At 61.9% G+C, this 25,484-nt stretch carries 19 protein-coding genes; 10 read left to right on the forward strand and 9 right to left on the reverse strand.

The genetic code is table 11. The features are described 5' to 3' along the window. Positions 1-154 precede the first annotated feature (154 nt). The 3 genes from purE (at position 155) to H3T89_RS00530 (ending at position 2,324) form a co-directional block, all read left to right on the forward strand. Positions 155-661, forward strand: coding sequence for a 5-(carboxyamino)imidazole ribonucleotide mutase (gene purE, locus H3T89_RS00520; RefSeq protein WP_198215898.1), 507 nt, complete (start codon positions 155-157; stop codon positions 659-661). After that, complete coding sequence (gene purK / locus H3T89_RS00525; protein ID WP_198203409.1) at positions 645-1,811, forward strand: 5-(carboxyamino)imidazole ribonucleotide synthase; 1,167 nt, start codon at positions 645-647, stop codon at positions 1,809-1,811. Before purE ends, purK begins: the two co-directional genes overlap by 17 nt. 69 nt (positions 1,812-1,880) lie before the next feature. Next, entirely contained in the window at positions 1,881-2,324 is a 444-nt protein-coding gene (locus H3T89_RS00530; protein ID WP_015022176.1) for a Fur family transcriptional regulator, read from the forward strand. Here H3T89_RS00530 and H3T89_RS00535 read toward each other — a convergent pair. Both H3T89_RS00535 and H3T89_RS00540 read right to left on the reverse strand, forming a co-directional pair. Continuing rightward, complete coding sequence (locus H3T89_RS00535) at positions 2,296-4,905, reverse strand: bifunctional lysylphosphatidylglycerol flippase/synthetase MprF (protein ID WP_198215899.1); 2,610 nt, start codon at positions 4,903-4,905, stop codon at positions 2,296-2,298. The two genes, H3T89_RS00530 and H3T89_RS00535, sit on opposite strands and share 29 nt — an antisense overlap. 53 nt (positions 4,906-4,958) lie before the next feature. Continuing rightward, positions 4,959-6,323, reverse strand: a complete 1,365-nt coding sequence (locus tag H3T89_RS00540) for an alpha/beta hydrolase (RefSeq protein WP_198215900.1) — start codon at positions 6,321-6,323, stop codon at positions 4,959-4,961. Between the two features lie 219 nt (positions 6,324-6,542). On the opposite strand from H3T89_RS00540, the gene H3T89_RS00545 reads away from it, so the two are divergent. Together H3T89_RS00545 and H3T89_RS00550 are read left to right on the forward strand one after the other, a co-directional pair. Next, the gene (locus H3T89_RS00545; protein WP_015022173.1) at positions 6,543-7,463 is read left to right on the forward strand and encodes a metal ABC transporter solute-binding protein, Zn/Mn family; all 921 of its coding nucleotides are present in this window, start codon (positions 6,543-6,545) and stop codon (positions 7,461-7,463) included. Between the two features lie 128 nt (positions 7,464-7,591). Further along, positions 7,592-9,769, forward strand: coding sequence for an LTA synthase family protein (locus H3T89_RS00550; RefSeq protein WP_198215901.1), 2,178 nt, complete (start codon positions 7,592-7,594; stop codon positions 9,767-9,769). Here H3T89_RS00550 and purD read toward each other — a convergent pair. From purD to purT, 6 genes are all read right to left on the reverse strand, one after another. Continuing rightward, positions 9,766-11,037, reverse strand: coding sequence for a phosphoribosylamine--glycine ligase (purD, locus tag H3T89_RS00555; protein ID WP_198215902.1), 1,272 nt, complete (start codon positions 11,035-11,037; stop codon positions 9,766-9,768). The genes H3T89_RS00550 and purD overlap by 4 nt on opposite strands. An 18-nt stretch (positions 11,038-11,055) precedes the next feature. Next, a complete protein-coding gene (purM, locus tag H3T89_RS00560) occupies positions 11,056-12,105 on the reverse strand; it encodes a phosphoribosylformylglycinamidine cyclo-ligase (protein WP_198215903.1) in 1,050 nt (349 codons plus the stop codon). A gap of 45 nt (positions 12,106-12,150) precedes the next feature. Beyond that, a complete protein-coding gene (gene purF / locus H3T89_RS00565) occupies positions 12,151-13,656 on the reverse strand; it encodes an amidophosphoribosyltransferase (protein ID WP_110417424.1) in 1,506 nt (501 codons plus the stop codon). A 17-nt stretch (positions 13,657-13,673) separates the two neighbouring features. Then, positions 13,674-17,453: a phosphoribosylformylglycinamidine synthase gene (locus tag H3T89_RS00570; protein WP_198215904.1), complete on the reverse strand. Its 3,780-nt coding sequence runs from the start codon at positions 17,451-17,453 to the stop codon at positions 13,674-13,676. A 79-nt stretch (positions 17,454-17,532) separates the two neighbouring features. Further along, positions 17,533-18,285 carry a phosphoribosylaminoimidazolesuccinocarboxamide synthase gene (purC, locus tag H3T89_RS00575; RefSeq protein ID WP_015022167.1) on the reverse strand — a complete coding sequence of 251 codons (753 nt, stop codon included), beginning with the start codon at positions 18,283-18,285 and terminating at the stop codon, positions 17,533-17,535. 77 nt (positions 18,286-18,362) lie between these two features. After that, a complete protein-coding gene (purT, locus tag H3T89_RS00580; protein ID WP_015022166.1) occupies positions 18,363-19,670 on the reverse strand; it encodes a formate-dependent phosphoribosylglycinamide formyltransferase in 1,308 nt (435 codons plus the stop codon). A 135-nt stretch (positions 19,671-19,805) separates the two neighbouring features. On the opposite strand from purT, the gene H3T89_RS00585 reads away from it, so the two are divergent. The 5 genes from H3T89_RS00585 (at position 19,806) to H3T89_RS00605 (ending at position 24,602) form a co-directional block, all read left to right on the forward strand. Beyond that, a complete protein-coding gene (locus tag H3T89_RS00585) occupies positions 19,806-20,858 on the forward strand; it encodes a methionine ABC transporter ATP-binding protein (protein WP_198203419.1) in 1,053 nt (350 codons plus the stop codon). Next, positions 20,855-21,535: a methionine ABC transporter permease gene (locus H3T89_RS00590; protein ID WP_015022164.1), complete on the forward strand. Its 681-nt coding sequence runs from the start codon at positions 20,855-20,857 to the stop codon at positions 21,533-21,535. The genes H3T89_RS00585 and H3T89_RS00590 overlap by 4 nt, the downstream gene beginning before the upstream one ends. A 25-nt stretch (positions 21,536-21,560) precedes the next feature. After that, a complete protein-coding gene (locus H3T89_RS00595; RefSeq protein WP_198215905.1) occupies positions 21,561-22,442 on the forward strand; it encodes a MetQ/NlpA family ABC transporter substrate-binding protein in 882 nt (293 codons plus the stop codon). Between the two features lie 33 nt (positions 22,443-22,475). Then, positions 22,476-23,339: a MetQ/NlpA family ABC transporter substrate-binding protein gene (locus H3T89_RS00600; protein WP_015022162.1), complete on the forward strand. Its 864-nt coding sequence runs from the start codon at positions 22,476-22,478 to the stop codon at positions 23,337-23,339. A 90-nt stretch (positions 23,340-23,429) separates the two neighbouring features. Continuing rightward, positions 23,430-24,602 carry a glycosyltransferase gene (locus H3T89_RS00605; protein ID WP_198215906.1) on the forward strand — a complete coding sequence of 391 codons (1,173 nt, stop codon included), beginning with the start codon at positions 23,430-23,432 and terminating at the stop codon, positions 24,600-24,602. 12 nt (positions 24,603-24,614) lie between these two features. Here H3T89_RS00605 and H3T89_RS00610 read toward each other — a convergent pair whose 3' ends face one another. Then, a complete protein-coding gene (locus tag H3T89_RS00610; protein ID WP_198215907.1) occupies positions 24,615-25,391 on the reverse strand; it encodes an ABC transporter permease in 777 nt (258 codons plus the stop codon). Positions 25,392-25,484: the final 93 nt, after the last annotated feature.

Below are 25,484 nucleotides of genomic sequence, written 5' to 3' on the forward strand. Positions count from 1 at the left end.
CAATCCAATGATTCTAGGTCTGGAGCGGCTGTTCGGACCCGCTGAAAGCCCGATGTTCACCAGGCCCGGCCCTTACATCCATAGGACCATCACGATTGGCCGGCTTCTCCCCGGTCTTGCGTAGTATCGGATGTGCATGAACATTGGAGGGCCGATGGCTGACAATACACATGAAGGGGCACGAGTCGCAGTGATCATGGGATCATCAAGCGACTGGGAGACGATGAAGGAAGCCTGTCGGATGCTGGACCGATTTGCTATCGTCTACACCAAGGAGGTCATCTCCGCTCATCGCACACCCGGGCGCATGGCGGAGTTTGCGCATCAGGCCCGGAGCCAGGGCATAGGGGTCATCATCGCCGGGGCCGGCGGAGCAGCCCATCTGCCTGGTATGGTAGCAGCACAGACCACGCTGCCGGTCATCGGGGTGCCAGTGAAATCCCACGCCCTGAACGGGGTCGATTCTCTCCTGTCCATCGTGCAGATGCCCGCCGGTATTCCTGTGGCGACCACGGCCATAGGGGCATCCGGGGCCACCAACGCCGGCCTGCTGGCGGCTTCGATTCTCTCCATCGACGATTCCGAACTGGCGCAGGCCCTGGATGACTACCGTGCCGAGCTGGCCCGATCCGTGGAGGCATCCAATGCCCAGCTTGTCTGAGGAGACCAAGGGGAGAATTGATCACCTGGAGCCTGGATCCGTCATCGGGATCGTGGGCGGCGGTCAGTTGGGACGGATGATGGCATTGAGCGCCCGCTACCATGGATTCCGCATTGGTGTGCTGGATCCCACGCCTGACGCTCCTGCGGCCCAGGTGGCCGACTTCCAGGAAACAGCTGACTATGGCGACCTTGATGCCCTCAAACGGCTTGCCGAACGCAGTGATGTGCTCACCTACGAGTTCGAGAACGTGGATGCCGACGCTCTGGATCAGGTGAGGGACCGTGCGGCCATCCCCCAGGGGACCGACCTGCTCAGGGTCACCCAGGACCGGGTCCACGAGAAGACCTTCATCAACCGCCATGGCATCGATACCGCCCCTTGGAAACAGGTTGACAGTCTTGATCAGCTTGACGCAGCCCTGAAAGAGCTGGGAATGCCTGCTGTGCTCAAGACACGAACCGGCGGCTATGACGGCCACGGCCAGGCTGTCCTGCGCACGAAGAAGGATCTGCAGGCCCTGCAGGCGCGGATGAAGGGCCGGGACTTCCCACCCTCCGTGTTGGAGGGTTTCGTGGATTTTGCTTTCGAGGCCTCCATATTGGTCTCAGGCAACGGGAAGGATTATGTCACTTTTCCCATGGTGCGCAACGAGCATCGTCACAACATCCTGCACATGACCCTGGCGCCGGCAAAGGTCGAGCCTGGGATGGCAGACCGGGCGCGTGACATGGCGCTGACGCTGGCCGACGGCTTCAAGCTGGCGGGGACTTTGGCCCTTGAGCTTTTTGTCATGCCCGATGGCGGTCTGGTTGTCAACGAGTTGGCCCCGCGCCCCCATAACTCCGGTCATTACACCATTGAGGCCTGCTCGATGGACCAGTTCGATGCACACGTTCGGGGCATCGCCGGGTGGCCCCTGCCCAATCCCCGCCTGCTCAGCCCGGCGGTCATGGTCAATGTTCTTGGCCAGCATGTGGCTCCGGTCAGAGGATTGCTTGGTGAGCACCCCGAATGGTTCCTGCATGATTACGGTAAGGCCGAGGTGCGCACCGACCGCAAGATGGGGCATCTGACGGTGCTGACCGACGATCCGGAGCGAACAGCCGAGGATCTGGAGGCCACAGGCTGCTGGTCCGACCTGGACTGAACTGAATCCTCACATCTGTCCCGGCAATCCGGATGTAGGCTTGGTGAAGCCCAAGGAGTGTATCCAATCATGAACGCTGGCTCATCCGTCGGCCGCCGGACGCGGCAGAAAAACGCCATCTGGAGGGTTCTTCAGACCCAGAACGACTTCGTCTCAGCCAAGGAGCTGCACAGACTTCTTCGCGACTCGGGCCAGCGAATCGGCTTGGCCACGGTTTATCGACAGCTGGGCTCCCTGCATATGTCCGGCAGCTTGGACTGCATCGAACATGGTGGCATTCGCCTTTACCGGGTCTGCCTGGCCCAGCGGAAACATCATCACCATCTGGTTTGTGAACGCTGCGGCAGGACCGTGGAGATCAGCCCTCCGGACGATGGCTGGCTGAAGGCCGTGGCGGCTGAGCATGGCTTTACGGTCTCCTCGCACACCTTGGAGGTATACGGCCTCTGCAACAGCTGTCGTAACCACTCTGGTCAGGCGGATCTCAGTGCTCCTCCCGGCCCTTGGGCATGATGGTCTTGATGGCATCCCAGGCCTGCGAAGCCTTGAGATTGGGCAGGTAGGCCTGGACTACAGCCAGTCCGATCTGGGCTAGCTGAGCCGGGTCGGGGTAGCAGATATAGACTGGGTGCTCGCTGGGCTGGAACTTCTTCTTGAAGAAGAAGAGCGAACGGAAGCCATAGGCCGGCTCCATCAGGTCGGCCACCAGACGCAGGGCATGTTGCAGGAATGCGGTCCGATCTTCGCTTTGATCCTCTTCGTCATCTTCGCTGCTGTCCATGCCGGCCAGGGGAGCGGCCGACAGGCTCATGAATTCCGCCGTGCCCTGGTCGCGCAGCCGTTCGGCCATCCGGGCGATCAGGAACTCCATGATTCCATTGGGGCTGTCGGTCCTGTGCCTCATGAAGTCCAGGGTCCATCCGATCACCTGGCCCTGGCGGTAGGTGGGCATCCAGCTGGTCACGGCCAGCACCTTGCCCTGGTCGTCCACGGCGTAGAGGATGGCCATGCGCGGGTCCCTCAGCTCATCCAGGCCACCCAGGGTGAACTTCATCTCAGGAAGCGCCTTGAGCTCGGCCCACTGCTCGGAGATGTCCACAATCTGCGACTGGACGTCCCAGGAGGCGTCGTTGAATGTGGTCAGCACGTCGGTGATCCTGTCGCGCTTGGCCTTGTTGATGGCTGTGCGAATGTCCTGCCATTTCTTGCCCTTGGTCTGCCAAAGGCTGGGAGTGACCACCATCTCCGAGCCGACCGTCAGGGTGGACCAGCCCTTGGCTGCCAGCAGGTCACGTTGGGGCTTGTGGACGCTGTAGAAGACCGGTGACCAGGAATGGGCGTTGCAGAAACGGGTGAATTCGTCCAGATCATCCGCATATTCGTCAGGGTCGCCGAAGGGGCCAGTGGTGGTCAGGGCTATGCTGTGCAGGAGCCGGTAGGCGATGGCTGAACGGCCGCTCTGGGAGAACCAGTAGCTGTTACCCTCCCAAGTGGTCATGAAGGACATACTCTCGCCTCCATACTCGACCAGTCGATCGGCCTCCTGGCGCTCGCTGCCGTTCTGGATGACCGAGCTGCGCATCCAGGAGAGCAGGACTACCAGTACCACCAGCCAGAAGATCAGCCCCACTCCGTGGTTGACGATTATCCCCGTCGGGGTGCGTGGTGCCAGGGCCGGACGGAAGCGCGAGGCCACCCCATTGGGCAGGTAAAGCTCGGGCAGTTGGGAGAGGGCTCTGCCGGTTGTGGGCCAGGGGTGGAAGGAGCCGGGGCTGACCGCGGTGAAGACCAGATAGCCCATGGCTGTGGCCAGGAAGGCCAGACCGATGGCTGCCCAGCCTACCTGCAGGCGTGAGGCCTTGGTCCGTACCAGGAAGATGCGCAGGTTACGCGCCAGGAAATAGTTGAGAATCAGCGGCGGCAGAGTGATGATCATCAAGGAGGGGATGGCGCCATGACGGATGGCCCGGGGCAGGCCGTCGCCGATCGTCAACGGGAAAACCAGGTAGTAGAGCACGGCCAGGACGATGGTAAGGCTGTTCAGGACCAGACCGGTGACAGCGGCAATCCGGCGGCCATGGTAGATGCCCCAGGCCACCACCAGCAGGACCAGGGTGGGCATGATCAAGGACGAGACATCGGTGGGCGCTCGACCGGCGACCAGACCATACTGGGCATAGCAGCTGGCCTGGTTGTCCTTGGCCAGGCAACGGGACAGGGCGGCGCTGCCGCCAGGGTCCGAACCCAGGAACATGCCTAGCGGGGTGAAGAATCCTGCACGGATTCTGGAGGAAACGGTGACCAGGGGACCAAGGGCCAGAACCGTGGAGACGGCCCCCAGCAGGTGGCGGGTCTCGTATGAGCCGCTATGGCCGGGCGGATTGGCGTCCTGGACCGGTCCGTGCCAGAGGTGGCCGGTCAGGTGGCCGATCAGTGCTGCCGCCAGGGCGCAATAGTAGCCGGGGTTGCCGGTATACAAAACTATCAAGATCAAGGCCGTGTAGCCTATGGTGGCGATTCTGCGCCGCCAGAGAAAGTCGCTGAAGGGGATTGATGCCATCAGGGATCCGACCACCAGGATGATGGGACTGAGTGTCATGGGCACTCGGATGAACCAGGCCCAATGGTCCTGGATGGCATTGATCAGGGTGCAGATGACCAGCCCGATAGCCGCGCCGCCTACCGCGCTGATGACTGCGGCGAGCACGGTGCGTCTGCGACCCAGTCGGGTCTCGGCGATGCACAGCATGACCAGGACCAGGGCCACATCTATGGCCAGTTGCAGGGGGCCGGGGGTGATGACCAGGGATACCATCAGCCGTGCGAACTGGACCAGGAGCGAGGGGCGCCCCTGTCCATGAACGGAATGTGGCGCCTGGTGAATGATCAGGTCGGACAAGGGCATTCCCAACCGTGTCCTGCCGGGGATGCGCAGCAGCCAGATCAGCAGCCAGCTGATCAGGTTGAGCAGAATCAGTCCGAGGCTGAAAGCCAGTGCAAAGGCGTGACGTCTGATCCAGCGGGTCAGGTCCCGCAAAAGCACGGTTTTGGCCGAAGGCTCCATCAGTCCGGATCCCTTATTCGTTGTTTCCATGATTGCGAGGCTCTTTCTGCTTATCAGCTTGGACGCTCTGACCTGTAGGCGTTTCAGCCGATTGTTGTTTCGACAATGTTCGGAAAATCTTCAATAGGTCGGGACATGGGCCCTAGTCCCATGGCTTCGCCCAGCCACTCCAGCCCGGGTTCCCAGGCGGTCTTGACTGTGTGCCAGTCATGGCCCGAGCCCTGGGTGATGACCGCCCGCACCTCCATGCCAGCCTGGTCGGCGGCCTTGGCGATGACCATCATGTTGTGCCGGGACTCCTTGTCATTGGATCCGGCTGCGGTAAACAGGCGCTGGCGGGAGGGCGTCCGTTCCAGCATGGCCCTGGCCGGGACCTGGGCCAGGAAGCGCCTTTTATCGCCGCCGAAGTAGTCACGGATCATTTGCTCTTGCCGACCCTGGGTCGGTTCCAGCTCTCCGTCTGCGGGGAGCATGTTCCCGTAGACGTCGGGATGCCTTGCTCCAAGCTGGGTAGAGCAGGTCCCGCCCTGGGAGAAACCGCCTATAGCCCATTGTTGGGGCTGGTCGGCGACGGGTAGCTCGGTGCGGATCCAGGCGGGCACGTCCTCGCTTAGGTAGGTTTCGGCCTTCCCGTAGACCGGGGAGTCCACGCACAGACTGTTGCGGGAGGAGGACCCGTTCTGGTCGGGGGAAACCACCACTGGCGCCAGGCCTTCGTGCCGGGCGGCGTAGGCATCCATCATGGCCGGAATGGCTCCGGCGGTGAAGAGCCGGTCGGGGCTGCCGGGCTGGCCGGCCAGAAGAACGAATACTGGCAGGGCAGGCGGCCTGTCACTCAAGGCGGCGGGCGGCAGGTAGACATCAGCTGGCCGGGCCGTGAATCGGGAACGGCCGTTGGGGATGTGCATGCTGTAGGAGCGGCCAGCACTCGGATGCGAGGGCAGCTCGCCCCTTGATGCCAGGGATCGCCACTGGGCCACGCTCATGGCCGGTCTGGCCGCCTTGTGGTCTCTGTAATCAGGGTAGAGGGAGATGCTGAACAGGGACCCCAAGGTGGTGAATTCGCCGTAGATGATATCCACGCGAAGCCCGGTGGAAAGCAGACAGAGCAGGGCGGTCAGGGCGGCCAGAATCCGGCGCCGCCCCCGGGCAGCGATCAGGATGCAGACGGCGAACCCCACGGTAAGAAAGCCCAAGGCCACGCTGATGATAACCATCCAGCCCAGGGAGACACCAAAGAGCATGAAGACATCGGAGACCAGCCAGGTGGCCAAGAGTCCCAAGGCTCCTATGCCCAGGGCAATGGCCGCCTGCCGCAGCAGGGTCCGCCAGCGTCCGTGTGTCAGTCCGGTCAGCGTCAGCACGATCAGGGCCAGGGCCGTCAATGAAAACAGTGACGCGGGCAACCACCCCTGGGTCAGATGGACCTTTGCCAGCCATGCACCCATGCCATTCCTTCCGAGCAAAATACATCCGCAGTTCAGTATAAGGAATGTTCGGGTTTTCGGAGGCAATTCGAGCAGGCATTCATTCCTGACTGGCCCGAATCCCCGGATTCCGGTCACAGGTTCGTCTATGGTAGATTTATTGATAATCAATCTCAGTAACGTTCGGCAGGTCTGGCAACAAGCCCATATCTCGCCGTCGCCAGGAAGGAATCCGCATCCATGCACTCCAGCAGTCCACGCTTCCGTCGGACCCGAACCTTGGCCGCAGCCCTGCTGGTCGGACTGACCCTGCTGACCTGTCTGACTGGTTGCGGGAAGAGCGAATCATCCCCGTCCACCGCAAAGTCCAGCACTCTGCAAGTGGTTACCAGCATCAATCAGTGGCAGTCCCTTGCCGTGGACCTGGGCGGCGACCAGGCCCGGGTGGATACCATTTTGAGTAACACCTCGACTGACGCCCATGACTATGAGCCGACAACGGCCGACATCGCCCGGATCAGCCGTGCCGATTTGGTCATTGTCAACGGGGCCGGTATCGACGACTGGGCGGCCAAGGCTGCTGAAACCGGGCAGGCCAGCCTGGTGGACATATCCAAGGCATCGGGGCGCAAGGCCGGCGACAACCCCCATCTCTGGTTCTCCTCCCAGAGCAGGAGGGCAGCGGCCAAGGCCGTGCATGAGGCCTACCGGCAGCTGCGCCCAGGTCGCGAGGCCGACTTTGATAAGGCCTACCAGGACTGGCAGGGTCGACAGGCCCGGCTCGACGATCTGATTGCTGATGCACGCAAGCAGACTCAGGGCCGGCACTATGCTGCCACGGAATCAGCTGCCTACTATCTCTGTCATGATCTGGGCATGGAGGATCTGACTCCCGAGGGTTACCTGCGGGCGGCAGCCAACGAGAGCGAGCCCTCGCCCGAGGACCTGGTGGCCTTCCGCCATCTGCTAACCTCCGGGCGGTTGGACATGCTGGTGCTCAACGTTCAGGAAGTCAATCGAACCTCCAAGGATCTGGCCATTGAGGCGCGCAAGGCTCATCTGCCGGTCTTCGAGGTCAGCGAGCAGCGCCCCGAAAGGTACCGGAACCTGGAGGATTGGATCAGCGCCCTGGTCCATCAGGTGCCGGGTGCCAAGGCCTGATGGGCCAGCTCGCTCTCCGTGTTCGCTGAGGGGTGTTTTCATGGGGGCTTGTCGTCCTTGATGGGAACAATGGCACAGGTATCGGTAAAAGGCCCATTGGGCCCAGTCGCCAAAGTCAGGAGTAAGCGGTGAAGGATCGTAAGCGTCAGCCCGGCCGGTGGACATCCTGGATGCAGAACATGACCGGACGTCTTCGGGTGCGTGGGTGGGTCTACCTGCTCGCCTTCATCCTGATCGACTTCCTGTCGGTGGGTATTCTGCAGTGGGGTGTCTCCCTGAACAGCTCCCGCGTAGAGCTGTCCAATCCCTTGATCGGCTTCTGGGGGTTCATCTCGGCTATGTGGACCCAGCGTCGGTTCGTCCTGGTGCTCAACATGCTGGCCGTGGGCCTGGTCTACCTGGCTCTGGCCTACCTGACCAATCGCTTCTGGGTGGCGTCAGGGCTGATCCTGGCCATCTGCGCGGTGATTGCGATCATTGAACGCTTCAAGGTGCGCGCCCGCTACGAGGCCGTTCTGCCCTCCGATCTGGATTTCCTCCATGCCGATGCGGCCAACCTGGTCTCCTTCCTGCCGGCCCGGTCCCTGCTCATGATCGGGCTGGGGGTCGTGGCCCTGGTCGTTCTCGGAGTGCTCTGCTGGATGGTGACACGGATGGATGCCCGTCGCGGACGTCCGGTGGACACTGGCAACAAGCCCATGGGCGCTGGGCTGCGTACGGTAGGAGTCCTTGTCCCCGTCCTGGTGGTGGCGCTCTTCATGTCCACTGTGGGCACCTACGGCAGCCCCGCCTACCGCTTCTCGCAGTTCATGGGTGACATACCCTCCATGTGGGACTCGGTCTATGATGCCCAGCGCAACGGGGTCTTCGTGTCCTTCTCCCGGCAGCTGCGCCCCAAGGTCATGGATCAGCCCGCAGGATACAGCCGTGCCACCATGCAGTCTCTGGCCCGCCGCTACCAGCTTTCGGCGGACCGCATAAATAAAGACCGCAAGTCCTATATGAATGAGTCGAGCCTGGTCTACATCCTCTCCGAGTCTTTCTCGGATCCCACACGGGTACCGGGCGTTACCCTCAACCAGGACCCAATACCTCATATCAGATCCATCAAGGAGGGCACCACCAGCGGGCTCATGCTCTCCTCAGGCTACGGCGGGGGCACGGCCAATCTGGAGTTCCAGGCCATGACCGGCCTGTCCATGGCCAACTTCGATCCCTCGCTGACCTCCCCCTATCAGCAGGTCATCCCTCACCTGAACTGGATACCCACGGTCAACCAGGCATGGGGGTCGCCATCAAGGTCCCTGGCCTTCCATCCTTACGAGTCCTCCATGTATTCCAGGGCCGAGAACTACAAGAAGTTCGGCTTCTCGCACTTCTACTCGCTGACTGGCCCTGACCAGATAGCCCACCAGGACCGTATCGACCGCAGCCAGTATGTGGGGGATCGTTCCGCTTACGATTCCGCCCTGGAGCAGATGGGTGACGACAAGGGCAACCAGTTCGTCGAGGTCATCACCATGCAGAACCACATGCCCTACAACGACTGGTATGACGACAACAACTTCTCGGTCGACTCCTCCGACCCCGACAGGCCTCTAGGCGACGATGAGATGCAATCCATCCGCACCTACGCCAAGGGTGTCAGTCTAACCGATCAGGCCACTGCCGATTTCCTGAACAGTCTGGACTCCCAGAGCAAGCCGGTCACAGTGGTCTTCTACGGGGATCACCTGCCAGGCATCTATGGCACGGCCAGCTGGGACGAGCGCAACTCCCTGGCCCTGCATCTTACCGACTACTTCATCTGGTCCAACAAGGCCTCGGATTCCTCGGGAGCACAGGTCAGCAACAGCGCCTACTCCTCGCCCAACTTCTTCCAGGCCCAGGCGGCCGAGCACATGGGTGCCAAGGTCTCGCCTTTCACAGCCTTCCTGACCGAGCTGCACGAAAAGATCAGCGCTATCGAGCCTCCGGTGGCCAACCAGATCCAGGACTGGAACAGGATTCCTGCAGGGCAGACCAACTATCTGGATGCACAGGGCCAGCCCATGAACGCCCGTGACTTCGACCGGGCCACACGGCAGCTCCTGAATGACTACAAGCTGATCCAGTACGACATCATGGCAGGCAAGCACTACCTGCAGGGAACCGGCTTCACCGCCACGCCCACCCGCCGTTCGGATGCCGCCCGGCAGAAGGCCGAAATGGAGCGTCAGGCCAAGGAGCAGGCAAAAGAGCAAGCTCGCCAGGAGGAGCAGAACCAGGATAAGGACAGCGAGGGCTCAACCAGCTCGGCCAACTAGGCTTCCAGACCTCGGTGGCCGATGTCGTGCCGATAGAAGAGGCCGGGCATCGACAATCCATCCAGCCGGTCATAGACTCGGCGGGCTGCCTGGGCCAGGTCGTCACCTTGGGCCACAACCAGGGCGGTCCTTCCCGAGGAGGACATCAGGCCAGTTGAAGCCGAGCCGGACACTCCGGCGTAGTAGGCTCTCAGGTCCTTCTCCGGAGCGATCAAGGGCACGGGCACCCCAGTCTTGGGATTGCCGGGGTATCCCTGGGCTGCCAGGACCACACCCAGGCGGCTGTGGGAGTCGTCCCAGGTGAATTGCGGCTCTCCGCCCTCCATAAGCGTGCGGATGGCCGTGCCCAGGTCGCTGGTCAGGGCGGGCAGGACCACCTCGGTTTCCGGGTCGCCCAATCGCGCGTTGAATTCGATGACTTCAGGGCCCTTGTCGGTGACCATCAAACCTGTGTAGAGAACCCCGGTGAAGGGACTGCCTTCCTGGGCCAGGGCACGGACGGTGGGGGCGACGATGGTATCCAGGGCCTTTTGGGTCAGCTCCGGTCCGAACTGCGGAAGAGGGGAGTAGGCCCCCATGCCGCCGGTGTTGGGACCCCGATCCCCGTCATAGGCGGGCTTGTGGTCCTGGGACAGGGGCATGGGCCAGAACCGATCGCCCCGTACGAAGCACATGAGCGAGCACTCCTGACCCACCAGTTGATCCTCGATGACCACCTGGGCTCCGGCCTGCCCGAACTTATGATCGATGAAAATGGCATCCAGGGCCTGCATGGCCTGGTCAAGGTCGGCGGCCACAGTCACGCCCTTGCCGGCTGCCAGCCCGTCAGCCTTGATGACCACCGGTGCGCCGTGCGAGCGCACATAGGCTTTGGCTGTTTCCAAATCATGGAAGACCGCATAGTCGGCGGTAGGAATCCCATGCCTGCGCATCAGGTCCTTGGCAAAGCCCTTGGATCCCTCGATGCGGGCCGCAGCCTTGGTGGGTCCAAAAGCCGGGATGCCGGCAGCATGCAGTTCGTCGACCAATCCAGCCGTCAAAGGAGCCTCGGGTCCGACGAAGACCCAGTCGATTCCCAGTTCACGTATTGCAGCGATCAGTCTTTCAGGCTGTGAGGAATCCTCTTGCAGCAGGCCGATGCCGTCAGGCTCCATGCCTGGGTTGCCCGGGGCGCACCAGACCCGATCCACTCCTGGACCTGCCAGCAGGGTGGTGGCGATAACGTGCTCCCTGGCTCCCGACCCGATGACCAGTACCTTGTACGCCATGATGGGCTCCTCTCGCTATTACTGACGACCGTCTTCGTTAAGGATGACCTGCTGGTCGTTTTGAGCACGCGCCACCTGTCCGATCAGGGTGTAAGGCTCCTGCTCCTCATCCAGGACTGCGCGTGCCTGGTCCAGCTGATCAGGGCAAACGACCAGAACCATCCCAATGCCCATGTTGAAGATGTTGTACATCTCCAGATGGTCGACCCTGCCCATCTCCTCGATCATCGTGAAGATGGGCGGCACCTTCCAGGCATCCAGGTTGAAGCTGGCGGCCAGCCCTTCGGGCAGGATCCGGGGTACCTTCTCCACGAAGCCGCCTCCGGTGATGTGTGCCGCGCCCCTGAGCAGGCCGGAGGCGAAGAGCGGGCGGAGGGCCTTGACGTAGATTCGGGTGGGTGTCAGTAGTTCCTCACCCAGGGTCCGTCCTCCAAGCTGGTAGGGCCGATCCTCCAGCTTCATGCCCCCCTGGTCCAGCAGAGCTTGGCGAATCAGGGAGAATCCGTTGGAGTGGACTCCCGAGGATGGCAGGCCGATCAACTGGTCGCCCTCTCTGATGGCCGAACCATCCACCAGAGACTCCCGTTCGACCACACCCACGGTGAATCCGGCCAGGTCGTACTCGTCGGGTTGGTACATGTCGGGCATCTCTGCAGTCTCCCCGCCTACCAGGGCGGCCCCGGCCTGGACACAGCCGTCCGCCACGCCCTTGACCACCTGCTCCAGCAGAGCCGGGTCGTTGTGCCCGCAGGCTATGTAGTCCAGGAAGATCAGCGGCTCGGCCCCCTGGGCGATGATGTCATTGACGCACATGGCCACGCAGTCCTGACCGATGGTGTCATGGCGACCGGCTTCCCGGGCCACCATCAGCTTGGTGCCCACGCCGTCAGTGCCCGAGACCAGGACCGGATGGCGGTAATTGAGCGCAGACAGGTCGAAGTCGCCGCCGAAGCCGCCGATGTCTCCGGCGCCCGGCCTATGGGTTCTGGCCGTATGGGAACGGATCCTGTCGATCAGTTCGTATCCGGCCTCCACCGATACCCCGGCCTGCTCATATGCCTTCGGCATGGGTGCCCCTTTCTCTGCGCTGTCTGTTCTGCTTTTCGCTAATGCTCATTGGTCTGTTTTCTGCCCCGACCCTGCAGGCATGTCAAGCCCGTAGGATCCCTTGGAGGCTTCCAGCCGGGCCCGGTCCTCTGGGGTCAGCGAAGCCAGGAAGCCCTGCTCGTAGTCGTCAAGCCGCGTTGGGTAGTCTCCATTGAAGTAGGCCACGCAGAGTCCCTGGTAGGGTGCATCACGGCCCAGGCCGATTGAATCCACCAGACCGTCCAGACTCAAGTAGGCCAGGGAATCGGCCTCGATGGCTTCTCTGATTTGCTCCACGGACTTCTTGGCGGCGATCAGTTCGGAGGTCCTTTGGATGTCGATGCCGTAGTAGCAGGGATACCGCAGGGGCGGTGAGGCGATGCGCATGTGCACCTCGCTGGCCCCGGCTTCCCGGAGCAGACGGACGATTCTGCGTGAGGTGGTGCCTCGGACAATGGAATCGTCGATGACCACCACTCGTTTGCCGGCTACGACTCCGCGTACAGCGGCCAGTTTCATCCTGACGCCCTGTTCGCGCATGGCCTGGCTGGGTTGGATGAAGGTGCGTGCCACGTACTGGTTCTTGATCAGCCCCATCTCGTTGGGCAGTCCGGCCGCTTCGGCATAGCCGGAGGCTGCGGACAAGGAGGAGTTGGGCACCCCGATGACCATGTCGGCGTCCACCGGGGCTTCGCAGGCCAGCCTGGCCCCCATCCGCTTGCGGGCCGAGTGGACGTTGACCCCATAAATGTTGGAGTCGGGCCTGGCGAAGTAGATGAACTCCATGGAGCAGATGGACAGGCAGGTCTGATCGGTATAGCGCTCGATGCTGTAGCCCGAGTCGTCCACCCGGACGATTTCGCCGGGGCCGATGTCCCGCACCAGCCTGGCGCCGACCAGGTCCAGTGCGCAGGTTTCCGAGGCCAGGACGTAGGCCCCTCCTGGCAGCTGGCCCAGGGAGAGGGGACGGAAGCCGTTGGGATCCATGGCTCCGATCATGGCATCCTCTGTCATGAGCAGGTAGGCGAAGCCGCCATGGACCTGGCGCAGGGCCTGTTTGAGTGCCGCCATGAAGTCCTTTTCAGGGCTGCGTCGGATCAGGTGCATAAGCACCTCGGTGTCGGAGTTGGAGTGGAAAATCGCTCCCTGATCCTCCAGCTGCGCCTTGAGACTGTTGCAGTTGGTCAGGTTGCCGTTGTGCGCCAGGGCTATGTCCCCGTCATGGAAGCGGAAGACAAAGGGCTGGATGTTCTCGATGGACCCCGATCCGGTCGTAGCGTAGCGCACATGGCCAATGGCCCGGTCCCCGGTCAGCGGTGTCAGGCTGGACTCGTCCGGGAAGACCTGGGTCAATAGGCCCAGACCCCGTCTTCCAATCAGGTGTCCCTGATCGTTGGAAACGATGCCGGCGCCTTCCTGGCCGCGATGCTGCAGGGCGTGCAGGCCGAAATAGGTCAGCCGTGCGGCGTCGGGGTGGCCCCAGACCCCGAAGATCCCGCACTCCTCGTGGATGCCTTCAAGCTCCAACGACATGGTCTATGTCCTTTCCCCTAGGCGGCAAAGTAGTCCACCCCCGACTGGAAGAGCGGCTGCGTATGCTTTCCGGGCACGTTGAGATACAGGTCAGGGCCGCTGCGTTCCGTGTGGCCCATCTTGCCCAGCACCCGGCCGTCCGGGCTGGTGATGGCCTCGACGGCCATATCGGATCCATTGGGGTTGATCAGCGGATTCATGGAGGGACGGCCCTGCTCATCTACATACTGGGCAGCGACCTGTCCTCGGTCGATCAGGGTACGCAGGAGGCCGGGCTCGGCCACGAACCGCCCTTCGCCGTGGCTGATGGGCATGGTGTGGATATCTCCCACCCGGCAGGCGCTCAGCCAGGGGGAGCGTGTGGAGCTGATCCGAGTATGGACCAGACGGCTCTGATGCCGACCGATGGTGTTGACGGCCAGGGTGGGATCCTCGGGCGAACCGGTGACGATTTTGCCATAAGGGACCAGGCCCAGCTTGATCAGCGCCTGGAAGCCGTTGCAGACGCCCAGAACCAGCCCGTCCCTGTCATGCAAAAGCTCCTGCAGGGCATCTGCAACCTGGTGCGAACGCAGGAAAGATGCAACCAGCTTGGCCGAACCGTCGGGTTCATCGCCGCCGGAGAAACCTCCTGGCAGCATCAGTATCTGGCTGCTGCGGATGGCCTGGGCCAGGCGGCGGGAGCTCTCGGCCACGTCCTGGGCATTCAGATTGCGGATCACCACGGTATCCACCTGGGCTCCAGCGTCCCGGAAGGCCCGAGCTGAGTCGAACTCGCAATTGGTGCCGGGGAAGACTGGCATGACCACCCTGGGTCGGGCTGTCTTGGCAGGTCCCTTGGTTTTGCGTGCTGCTGGCCTGCCGGGCTCGCGATCGGTGCGGCCGATGGTCGGCACAGGGTCGCCCTGGCCCCGGTATGGAAAGATCGATTCCAGACCCTCGGCGCGGATTTCCTCGAGTTCGGCCAGGTCCAGACTCTCGCTGCCGCAGCGTAGGCGGTAATCCTCGCGGGTGTGCCCCAGGAGGCGCAGATGCAGGCCGGAATTATGAATGTAGAGGGGCTCTGGGCCTGAGGTCTCCAGAATGAAGCTCCCATAGGCGGGGCGGAATAGCGCAGGTATGGCAGTGTCTGATGCCAGGTCCAGTCCGATTCTGTTGCCCAGGCACATCTCCAGCAGGTTCTGGGCGATGCATCCGTAGCCCGGAGTGGCTGCAGCATCCACCAGGCCCCGGCTGATCAGCGCCTCAGCCTGGTCCATGACGGTCCGCAGGCTCTCCGGGTCGGGCAGCAATCCTTCCTCCTGGTATTCGGGTGTCAAAAGGTAGATCTGGCGGTCCGCTGCCTTGAATTCGGGGGAGACTGCATTTTTGGCTCGTCCCAGGGCCACAGCAAAGCTGATCAGGGTGGGCGGCACATCCAGGTCTTCGAAGCTGCCGGACATGGAGTCCTTGCCGCCTATGGCACCCACGGACAGATCCAGCTGAGCCTGGAGAGCTCCCAGGACACCTGCCACCGGCAGGCCCCAGCGTCGGGGGTCGTCACCGGGCTTGGGGTAGTACTCCTGCAGGCTCAGGTGGGCCTGGGACCGGCTGAAGCCGCTGGCCACCAGCTTGGCCAGGCTTTCGACCACAGCCAGGTAGGCGCCGGTGTATGGGTCCTGGCTGCTGATCCAGGGGTTGAATCCCCAGGCCATGGCCGAGGCGGTGGTGGTGTGCCCATCCACCGGCAGCTTGGCCACCATGGCCTGGGCCGGTGTCAGCTGCCGTGCTCCGCCGAAGGGCATGAGGACGGTGCCTGCGCCGATGGTGGAGTCGAACTGCTCAGCCAGACCCTGCTGGGAGCAGACATTGATGTCTGTAAGCAGGGCCTTCATGCGTGCGTCCAGGTTGCCTTGGACCTCAAAGGGGGCATGGTAGGGAGCAGGGACCGCCACCTGGGCATCGGCCTTATGAGGGGCGCCGTTGGATGCCAGGAAGGATCGGGGGATGTCCACGATGGTCTCAGATCGCCAGGTCATTCGCAGCTGGGGTTCCTCGGTGACTTCGGCGATGACGGTGGCTTCGAGGTCCTCCTGTCGGGCATAGTCGATGAAGGCTGGTGCGTCTTCGGCAGCCAAGGCCACAGCCATGCGTTCCTGGCTCTCGGAAATGGCGATTTCGGTCCCGTCCAGCCCCTGGTACTTGAGCGGCACCCGGTCCAGATCCACGTTCAGCCCGTCCGCCAGCTCGCCCACGGCTACGGCAACGCCGCCGGCTCCGAAGTCGTTGCAGCGTTCAATCAGCCTGGCTGCCTCCGGGCGGCGGAAGAGGCGCTGGAGCTTGCGCTCCTCAGGGGCATCGCCCTTCTGCACCTCGGCCCCGCAACGTTCCAGACTCTGCTCGTCCTGGGACTTGGAGGCCCCGGTGGCGCCGCCGATTCCATCGCGGCCGGTCCTTCCGCCCACCAGGATGATCAGATCGCCGGGGGCGGGTCGACGACGGATCACATGGTCGGCCGGGGTGGCGGCCACCACTGCGCCAACCTCCATCCGCTTGGCCGCATAGCCGGGGTGGTAGATCTCCCGAACCTGACCGGTGGCCAGTCCGATCTGGTTGCCATAGGAGGAGTAGCCATCGGCCGCCTGACGGACGATCCGGCTCTGGGGCAGTTTGCCCGGCAGGGTCTGGTCCAGGGGCTGACGAGGGTCCGCTGCTCCACTGACCCTCATGGCCTGGTAGACATAGCCCCTTCCGGACAGGGGATCGCGGATGGCTCCGCCGATGCAGGTGGCGGCGCCTCCGAATGGCTCGATCTCGGTGGGATGGTTGTGTGTTTCGTTTTTGAAGAGGAAGAGCCAGTCCTGATCCTGGCCGTCTACATCGACCTTGGTCCGGATCGTACAGGCATTGACCTCCTCGGACTGGTCCATGTCGTTGAGGATGCCCTGCTTCTGCAGGTACCTGGCTCCGATGGTGGCCATGTCCATCAGGCATTCCGGCCGGTCCTGGCGGCCCAGCTCTTCGCGGATTGCCCGATACTGTTCCAGCGTGCCACGGGCTCGGGGGTTGTCCGCCTCGATCCGCTCCAGCCTGGTGTTGAAGGTGGTGTGTCGGCAGTGGTCGGACCAGTAGGTGTCTATCACCTTGAGCTCGGTCAGCGTGGGGTCTCGCTTTTCCTGACGGTAGTGGTCCTGGCAGAAGCGGATATCCGGCAGATCCATGGCCAGGTCCAGCTTGTCAATCAGCGCTTTAAGCTCAGGATCACCCAGATCGCGGAACCCTTCCAACACGGGCACTGGATCAGGATCCTCGTCAGGCATGGCCAGGGTCTTGGGCTGCTCCAGCCCCACCACCCGCGAGTCGACCGGATTGACCAGATAATTGCGGATGGCTTTAATCTGCCCGGCATCCAGCTCGCCCTGGAGCAGGTAGACAGTGGCCGTGGCCACCAGGGGGCGGGCGCCCTGGCCGACTAGCTGGACACACTGGGCTGCGGAGTCGGCTCGTTGGTCGAACTGACCGGGCAGGGGGGCCACGGCGAAAAGCATGGGGGAGTCCAGCGGCGGCAGGTTTTCGGAGCCCTTCATGCGCAGGGCTTCCTCCAATCGGGTGGCCACCAGGTCGGTCTGGGGTTGGGCGAAGACCGTGGGCAGGCAACGTTTGAAGAGGTCTTCGTCGATTCCCTCCAGATCGTAACGGTTGATCATGCGCAGGCCGGTCAGCCCTTGCACGCCCGGCAGGGTGCGCAGCTGTTCGGCAAGCCTGTCGGCGGCCTGGTCAAAGCCCCGCTTTTTCTCGGTATAGACACGGAAGAGCACAATGGATCCTTTCGCGATGGACTGGTTGGGGACCAATGAAAAACCCGGAGGCGATATGCTCGCTTCCGGGTCGACCGATTCAGCTGTTCGATTGGCTTTCGCGCTCCTCCAATTCGGTAAGCCCGTCCAGAATGGTTTGATAGGCCGGAATGATGCTGCCCAGATCCCTGCGGAAGATATCCTTGTCCAGGTGGGTGACATGGCCGTCATTATTGTTGCCAATCGCCCAGAGCCGGCAGGTGTCGGGGGTGATCTCGTCACCAAGCAGGATGATGCCCGATCCGGTCTTGCCCATTTCGATCTTGAAATCCACCAGCTCCACGTTGATGGCGCGGAAGATGCCGGTCAGTGCCCCGTTGATCTCCCGGGTCTTAGCGGCGATGATGTCCAGATCCTGCTCAGTGGCCAGTCCCAGGGCCAGAATGTCGTCCCGGTTGATAAACGGATCATCCAGAGGATCGGACTTGTAGAAGAACTCCAGCACCGGCTGCCTCAGGGTGGTGCCTTCCGCAACCCCGTATCGCTTGGCGAAAGAGCCTGCAGCCCGGTTGCGCATGACGATCTCCAGGGGGAACATGTCCAGCCGGCGGTTGAGCTGTTCGGTGTCCGAGATGCTGCGTACGAAGTGGCTGGGGATGCCCCGGCGGGCCAGCAGGGAGAATATCACCGTGGTGATCCTGTTGTTCAGTCTGGCCTTGCCTTCGATATTGGCCTTCTTGGCCCCGTTCCCCGCGGTGGCCTGGTCAGTGTACTCAACCCAGAGTATGTCCGGGTCATCCGTCTCGTACAGTTTCTTGGCTTTGCCTTGATAGCGCATTCCCAACTTTTCCACTGTTCGCCTTCCTCGAGTTTGTTGCGAATTGGAAACTTCTGCACTGCTTGGGACACGACCACCATAGCAAGCCGGGGTTACATCCCCGCGCCCACCCGGGGTTTCAGATCGCTGGCCACGGCTTCGGCACGCCCGGTGGCGGTCTGCAGGTCAGGACCCAGGGCCAGGACTACGCCCATGCGACGCTGACCATGCACTTCGGGCTTGGAGAAGATACGCAGATCAGTGCCTGGGTGGTCCAGGGCCTGCGGCAAACCCTGGAAACTGACCGGTCCTTGGCCCTTGACCAGGATGGGACGGCTGACCGCGCATGTGCCCTCCGGCAGGCTCAGGGCCAGATCCTCTTGATGGACGGGAATGCCCAGGATGGCTCGGGCGTGAAGGTCGAACTCAGTCAGCCGTTGGGAGATCATGGTCACCATGCCGGTGTCATGGGGGCGCGGGGCCACTTCGTTGAAGAGCAGTGAGCCGTCGCGCAGGACGAAGATCTCCACTCCGTAAATACCCCAACCGGTCTCGCCACTCTGGTGGGCCAGGGAGGTCATGGCCTGGACCAGCCGGGTGGCCATGTTCCGGGCCTGCTGCAGGATGTCGGGATTGAGCTCCGCCGGTTGCCAGGAGAGCCGGTAGTCCCCGTCCTCCTGCCGCTGGCCGATGGGCGTGCAGGTGGCCACGCCCGCAGAGGAAGCCACGGTCAGTACGGTCAGCTCATGGGACAGGGGGGCCAGGGCCTCCACAATGACCTCGGCCTTACCTTGGTGCTTGGTGGCTGCACGGCCCTGGGTCAGTGCCGAATTCCAGGCTTGTAACAAGCCCTCTTTACTGCGTACCAAGGTCTGTCCGTGGCCGGAGGAGCTCATCAGTGGTTTGACCATGCATGGGTAGCCCACCTGATTCGCCGCGCTGGCCAGCTCTTCGGGAGAGTCGGCGAATCGGTAGGGGGTGGTGGGCAGGCCCACCTGCTCGTGGGCGAAGACTCGTAGGGCCCTGCGGTCCATGCACATGGCCGCCAGGGGGGCGGCAGGCACCACCTGGATGCCCCGGGTCGCGGCACCGACCAGGCGGTCGGTGGCAATGGCCTCCACCTCGGGCACGATCAAATCGGGATGGACCTTGTCGATCAGCTCCTCAAGAGCCTGTGGGTCACTCATCTTCACCTGGTAGCCGGCATGGGCCACCTGGGTGGCCGGCGCGCCGGAATATGAGTCCGCCGCACCCACCCAGGCACCCAGCCGCATCAGGCTGATGGTGATCTCGCGTCCAAGTTCGCCGGCGCCTAGGAGAAGGACTCGTGTGGGTCTTGGCCCCAGAGGAGAGCCGAACGGTCGCTCCCCTGGATTGATGATGTTGATAATCCGTTGCTGACCGGATGCGCTCATACCCATATTCTGCCACCGACCCGTCGACCAAGAAGATGGGTCATCGATACATGCCTATAACCGACACCTATAGAGGCTTGCTTGTCCGCTGGCCGCCGGGACGATTACCATGTCAGGCAGTCGACCAGGGAAGGCGGGAACGTGAGCGAGCGGACACCGGCGGTGCGGATGGAGCACCTGACCAAGACCTATCACAGCGACGACGACGAAGATAAGACGGCCCTGGCCGACATTGATCTGACCGTCGAGACCGGGGATATTTTTGGCATTATTGGCCTGAGCGGAGCGGGCAAGTCCACCTTGGTCCGCTGCATCAACGGGCTGGAGGATTATGATTCGGGCAGCGTCAAGGTCCGCGGCCGCGAGGTCAAGGATCTGGCCCCGGCCGAGTTGAGGGACTTGAGACGTCGTACGGGTATGATCTTCCAGCACTTCAACCTGATGCCCTCCAGGACGGTGGCTGACAATGTTGGCCTTCCTCTGCGGGGGAGCGGCCGCGACCGTGCATCTCGACGGGCCCGGGTGTCCGAGCTTCTGGAATTGGTGGGACTGACCGAGCTGGCCGATCATTATCCCGCTGAGCTCTCCGGCGGCCAACAGCAGCGGGTGGCCATCGCCCGAGCCCTGGCCAACGAGCCGGATATCCTGCTCAGCGACGAGGCCACCAGCGCACTGGATCCGACCACCACGCGCTCCATTCTTCAACTGCTGCGTGATCTGCATGACCAGCTGGGCATCACCGTGGTCATGATCACCCACGAGATGTCGGTCATCAGGCAGATCTGCAACCGCGTGGCGGTCATCGATAAGGGCGTCATCGTGGAGCAGGGCAGGGTCTTCGACGTCTTTGCGGACCCCAAGGCCCGGCTGACCAAATCCTTCGTGGCCACCACCTCCAACCTGGACAAGGTCAGGGATCTGATGGCCGCCGATTCGCCTCTGGTGGCCCTTGAACCCGGGCAGATTCTCATGCGCATGTCCTATGTATCCAAGGAGGTCTCCGAGGCCCTGGTCTCCACCATCAGCCGTCGCTACAATCTGGATGTCAACATCATCTTCGGTGACATCGATGTTGTGGAGGGGGCACCCCTGGGCGGACTTGTGGTCAGGATGGGCGGCGACCCCGAAAACATCCGTCAGGCCATGGAATACCTGCGCTCGCGCAACATCGGAATCGAGGTTCTCAAGTCATGACGTCCCTGCTTACCACCTGGTTCCCCAACGTCATGAGCCGACTGCCGGAGTTCTTCAGCAGCATGGTTCAGACCCTGGTCATGGTCGGTGTCTCCGGGGTGATCTCCTTCCTGTTCGCTCTGATCATCGGGGTGGGGCTGATCATCAGCCGACGTGACGGCATCCGTCACAACGGCCTGGTCTTCACCATCCTGGACAAACTGATCGACCTCTTCCGCTCCATCCCCTTCATCATTCTGGCGGCGGCCCTGGTGCCGGTGACCAGGATGCTCATGGGTACGGCCATCGGGCCCAAGGGGGCGATTTTCCCGCTGGTTGTAGGCATCACCCCCTTCTTCTCCCGGCAGATCGAGTCGGCCCTTGCCGGTCTGGACCCCGGGTATGTCGAGGCGGCGGAGTCCATGGGCATGACCACCTGGCAGATCATCTGGCACGTCTACCTGCGTGAGGGCATCCCCTCAATCATCCGGGTGACCACCATCACCATCGTCAGCCTTGTGGGCGAGACCGCCACAGTGGGCATCGTTGGCGGCGGTGGCCTGGGTGATTTCGCCATCCGTCTGGGCTACCAGCGGTCCATGAACGACGTGACCATCGCCACCATCATTGTGCTGGTCATCTTCATCGCCCTGATCGAACTGTTCGGCCGGCTTCTGGCCGAGGTCGTCGAACACTGAGCAATCCGGGAAAGGTCAGATTATCGTGGTCGGTCGTAGTCGCGTTGGCAAAAAGAACAGAGCCAAGGTCCAGCTGGCGGCGCTCAGCCTGGTCATCGTCCTCCTGCTGACGCTGGTGGTAGGTACCGATGTCCGTTTGAACCAGGTAGGTGCCGATGTCAAGGTCGTCAGGGTCGGCGTCATCGGCAGTTCGGACGATCAGATCTGGAAGGCTGTCCAGGCGGAGCTGGATAGGCGGGGCGAAAACATCAGGATTGAGCTCAAACCATTCCAGGACGCAATCTACGTCAATCAGGCCACGGCCAACCGCGAGGTGGACTTCAATGCCGCCCAGCACTACGCCTACCTGGAGGACGATGTAAAGACCCACCACTACCAGCTGGCCGTGCTTGGCAATACATACATCTCGCCCATGAACCTCTATTCACAGCGCTATGCCAAGCCCTCGCAGTTCCAGGACGGCGACCGGGTGGCCATCCCCAACAACGCCACCAATATGGGCCGGGCCTTGAAGGTCCTGGCCGATGCCAAGCTGATCGGGCTGCGCGACCCCAAGGCCACCAATCCGCTGCCCGAGGATGTAGTGGATAACCCCCGGCATCTGCATATCGAGCAGGTGGATCCGGCCGGCATCCTCAACCTGCTGCCCGACTATGCGGGAGGGGTCACCAATGCCAACTTCGTGGTTGACGCAGGTCGCAGCGTGCACGATGCCATCCATGAGGTTCCCTACGATCTGCAGAACCCGGCCAACAAGCCTTACATCAACATCATCGTCACCACCAAGGATCAGCGGGATAACCCCACCTATGCCGCGGTGGTGCGCGCCTACCATTCCAAGCCCGTGGCCGATACCATCGTCCGTGTCTACAAGGGCGCCTGCCTGCCGGCTTTCAAGGTTTCCTGATGCGATAGGTTCCAGCAATGAAGGAGGACGGATATGAGCACCAGAAGAACCAGGGCCAAGCGAGAGCTGGCGGCTGTCTCGGTCGTCATCCTGGTGGTCGCCGTCCTGATGGGCGTGGCCTATGTCAAGGTCAACCAGCCCGAACGTGGCCAGCGGGAGATCAGCATCGGCCTGGTGGGTGATGCTGATGAGGAAATCTGGAAGGCAGTTCAGCACGAACTGGACCAGCGCCGGGCAGGCATAAAAATCAAGCTTCGGTCCTTCCAATACGGGCGTTACGCCAATCAGGCGCTGGCCAACGGGGAGATCGACCTGAACGCCTTCCAGCACTATGCCTTTCTGGAGCAGGAGTCCAAGCAGCACGGGTATCGGTTTGCCGCCATCGGCGACACCTACATTTCACCGCTCAACCTTTACTCAAAGAAATACCGGAGCGTCGACCAGATAGGGCATGGTGAGCGGCTGGCCATTCCCAGCGATCCCATCGACCTGGGCCGGTCCCTGAAGGTGCTTGCCAGCGCCGGGCTGATCGGTCTGCGAGACCCCAAGGCCACCACGCCGGTTCCTGAAGACATTGTCGACAACCCGCGCGGGCTGGTCCTGGACCAGGTCGATCCACCGGGAATCGTCAAGGTCCTGCCCGACTATGCAGCCGGCATCACCAACACCAATTTCATCCTGGATGCCGGTATGAAGATTCAGGATGCCATCTATCAGGTGCCTGGTGATCTGAAATCACCAGCCAATCACCCCTATGTCAACATCATCGTGGCCAGGCAGGCCGACAAAAACGACCCCGCATACAAAGCCCTTGTCTCCGCCTATCACAGCCGATATGTGGCTGATGCCATCAACCGCTACTATCGTGGGGCGGCCGTCCCGGCCTTCTCCTACTAATAGTGACTGCAATTAGTGGGTGCAATCGGGTCGTCGCCCTGTCTTGGTCCGGCCCAAGGCTGCTAATGATGAACAGCGAAGGGAACGCTGATGAAGGATCATAATCGCCTGACGCTGGCCCTGGTCCTGGACTCCTTTGGCAACAGGGGCAACGGGACCTCCAATTCCGCCATCCAATACGCCCAGGGTCTGGAGGCGCTGGGGCACCGGGTCCGTCTGGTGGGGGTGGGGTCGACCGACTATCCGGCACGGGTGCATCGCATTCCTTTGGTCTCCGCAGTGGCGGCCAGGCAGCAGATGAGCTTCGCTCGTGCTGATCCGGATCTCTTCCGAAGAGCCTTTGCCGGTGTGGATCTGGTTCATATTTACGAACCTTTCGCCTTCGGTCGCGCCGCCCTGTCCCAAGCTAGATCCATGGGCATACCGGTGACCGCCGGCTTTCACATTCAGCCTGAGAACATCACCTATTCCTCTGGCCCATTGCGCTACCTGCCCGGGGTGGACGCGGCCATTTACAGGCTGTTTCGGTTCTGGCTCTACGACCATGTCAGGCACATCCACGTTCCCACCCAGCTGACGGCCGACCTGCTGCGCTCGCATGGGTACAAGGCCTGCCTGCACGTCATATCCAATGGGTACCAGCCCAGGTTCAACCCTGGTGACCGATATGAGCGGGACCGATACGAACGGCAGCGATCCGGTCGGCTGATCCAGGTTGTGGCCTCTGGCAGGCTGGCCCGGGAAAAGGACCATCTGACTTTGATCCGTGCCTTGGCCCTGTGCAGGAACAGACGCAGGATCCGTCTGACCATAGCTGGCACAGGACCCATGGAGCGCCGACTGAAGGCAGAAGCCGCCCGGCAACTGGACGGCATGCAGGTCTCTATTGGATTCCATCAGAACGCGACCATGCCCGATCTGCTCAGGCAGGCCGACCTGCTGGTTCACCCATCAATAGCGGATTTGGAATCGGTCAGCGTCCTGGAGGGGATGGCCTGCGGCGCAGTCCCGGTTATCGCCCGATCCAGCCTGAGCGCCGCCGGTCATTTCGCCTTGACGCAGCATTCGCTCTTCCCGGTCGGCAAGGCTCAGGCGCTAGCTTCGCAAATCGACTGGTGGGTAGACCATCCTCATGCCCTTTCAGTCTGGTCCAGTCGCTATGCCGAACATACCAAGGAACATTACTTACTGGACGCCTCCGTCAGCGCCTTTGCCCATATGGCCGTGCAGGCCGTCAGCGATCAGGAGCCGGGCCGGGTATAGGCCTGACCTGGCTTAAATCTCCTGCTTGGATATGATCAGAGCCGATCCGAAGATGGCCACCAGAACCACGCCTGCGGATACTCCGGCATAGATCCAGGCCTGATCAGCCTTCAGAGTGTTAAGGATGATCTGTTCGCCGAACCCGACGAAGTCGAGGTATTTCAGCCATTGCCATTTCGCAGTCAACTCCACGAGGCCGATCAGCATGGGCCATATCACGATCACCACCGCTGGGATGACCAGGGATTTGGTAAGGATCAAGAGAATAATGCCCAGGCTGATGATGACGGAGATGCAGAAGCTGACCAATAGGGTCATGACGGCCACATCCTTGCATAGGATGCCCCAACCGGCTCCAGGTTTCCTTCCTAGGGCCAGTCCGGTCAGCAGAATAGCGACGAAGTAGCACAGGGTCAAAAGGATGATGTCAGTCAGGATGGTCACATACTTGCCCAGGATGAACTGTATGCGCGAGATGCCCGATGTCAGCGTGTTCTTCAGAGTGTGCTGGCTGTATTCCGCACCAATGACAATGACGAAGACCGCGATGTAAAAGTAGATTAGAGACGAGGCGGAGGCGACACCTGCTTGCAGGCCTGTCTTAATGGTCCAGCTTTGCCCTTCGATTTCCGACAGTTTATGAGCGTATTCTTCGCCTCCGGTGGTGATTCCCATAGTGCTTTTGCGCCATGTGGTCACTATGCCGAGTGCCATAGTGGCAATGAGCAGAATCAGCATGCCGATGGAACGTCGCTGCCTGTAAAAGTCGGCCCTGATCTGGTTAATCATTGTTTCCTCCTATGCTCTTGAGGGTTTTTGTTCAGCAGATTCGGGAATATTCCTCCAACGATTCTTTCTGCTGGCTGATTTGATTGACCAGGA

Source organism: Bifidobacterium sp. W8114 (assembly GCF_016101165.1).
GTDB classification, from domain to species: Bacteria; Actinomycetota; Actinomycetes; order Actinomycetales; family Bifidobacteriaceae; genus Bombiscardovia; species Bombiscardovia asteroides.

Bases quoted from the DNA above. Each gene is read 5' to 3' on its own strand.
- purF (WP_110417424.1), bottom strand. From the start codon at position 13,656: ATGTCGTTGGAGCTTGAAGGCATCCACGAGGAGTGCGGGATCTTCGGG.
- H3T89_RS00600 (WP_015022162.1), top strand. From the start codon at position 22,476: ATGAGCACCAGAAGAACCAGGGCCAAGCGAGAGCTGGCGGCTGTCTCG.
- H3T89_RS00610 (WP_198215907.1), bottom strand. From the start codon at position 25,391: ATGATTAACCAGATCAGGGCCGACTTTTACAGGCAGCGACGTTCCATC.
- H3T89_RS00530 (WP_015022176.1), top strand. From the start codon at position 1,881: ATGAACGCTGGCTCATCCGTCGGCCGCCGGACGCGGCAGAAAAACGCC.
- H3T89_RS00590 (WP_015022164.1), top strand. From the start codon at position 20,855: ATGACGTCCCTGCTTACCACCTGGTTCCCCAACGTCATGAGCCGACTG.
- H3T89_RS00545 (WP_015022173.1), top strand. From the start codon at position 6,543: ATGCACTCCAGCAGTCCACGCTTCCGTCGGACCCGAACCTTGGCCGCA.
- purM (WP_198215903.1), bottom strand. From the start codon at position 12,105: ATGCCGAAGGCATATGAGCAGGCCGGGGTATCGGTGGAGGCCGGATAC.
- H3T89_RS00605 (WP_198215906.1), top strand. From the start codon at position 23,430: ATGAAGGATCATAATCGCCTGACGCTGGCCCTGGTCCTGGACTCCTTT.
- purK (WP_198203409.1), top strand. From the start codon at position 645: ATGCCCAGCTTGTCTGAGGAGACCAAGGGGAGAATTGATCACCTGGAG.
- H3T89_RS00540 (WP_198215900.1), bottom strand. From the start codon at position 6,323: ATGGGTGCATGGCTGGCAAAGGTCCATCTGACCCAGGGGTGGTTGCCC.
- purE (WP_198215898.1), top strand. From the start codon at position 155: ATGGCTGACAATACACATGAAGGGGCACGAGTCGCAGTGATCATGGGA.
- H3T89_RS00535 (WP_198215899.1), bottom strand. From the start codon at position 4,905: ATGGAAACAACGAATAAGGGATCCGGACTGATGGAGCCTTCGGCCAAA.
- purD (WP_198215902.1), bottom strand. From the start codon at position 11,037: ATGGCGTACAAGGTACTGGTCATCGGGTCGGGAGCCAGGGAGCACGTT.
- purT (WP_015022166.1), bottom strand. From the start codon at position 19,670: ATGGGTATGAGCGCATCCGGTCAGCAACGGATTATCAACATCATCAAT.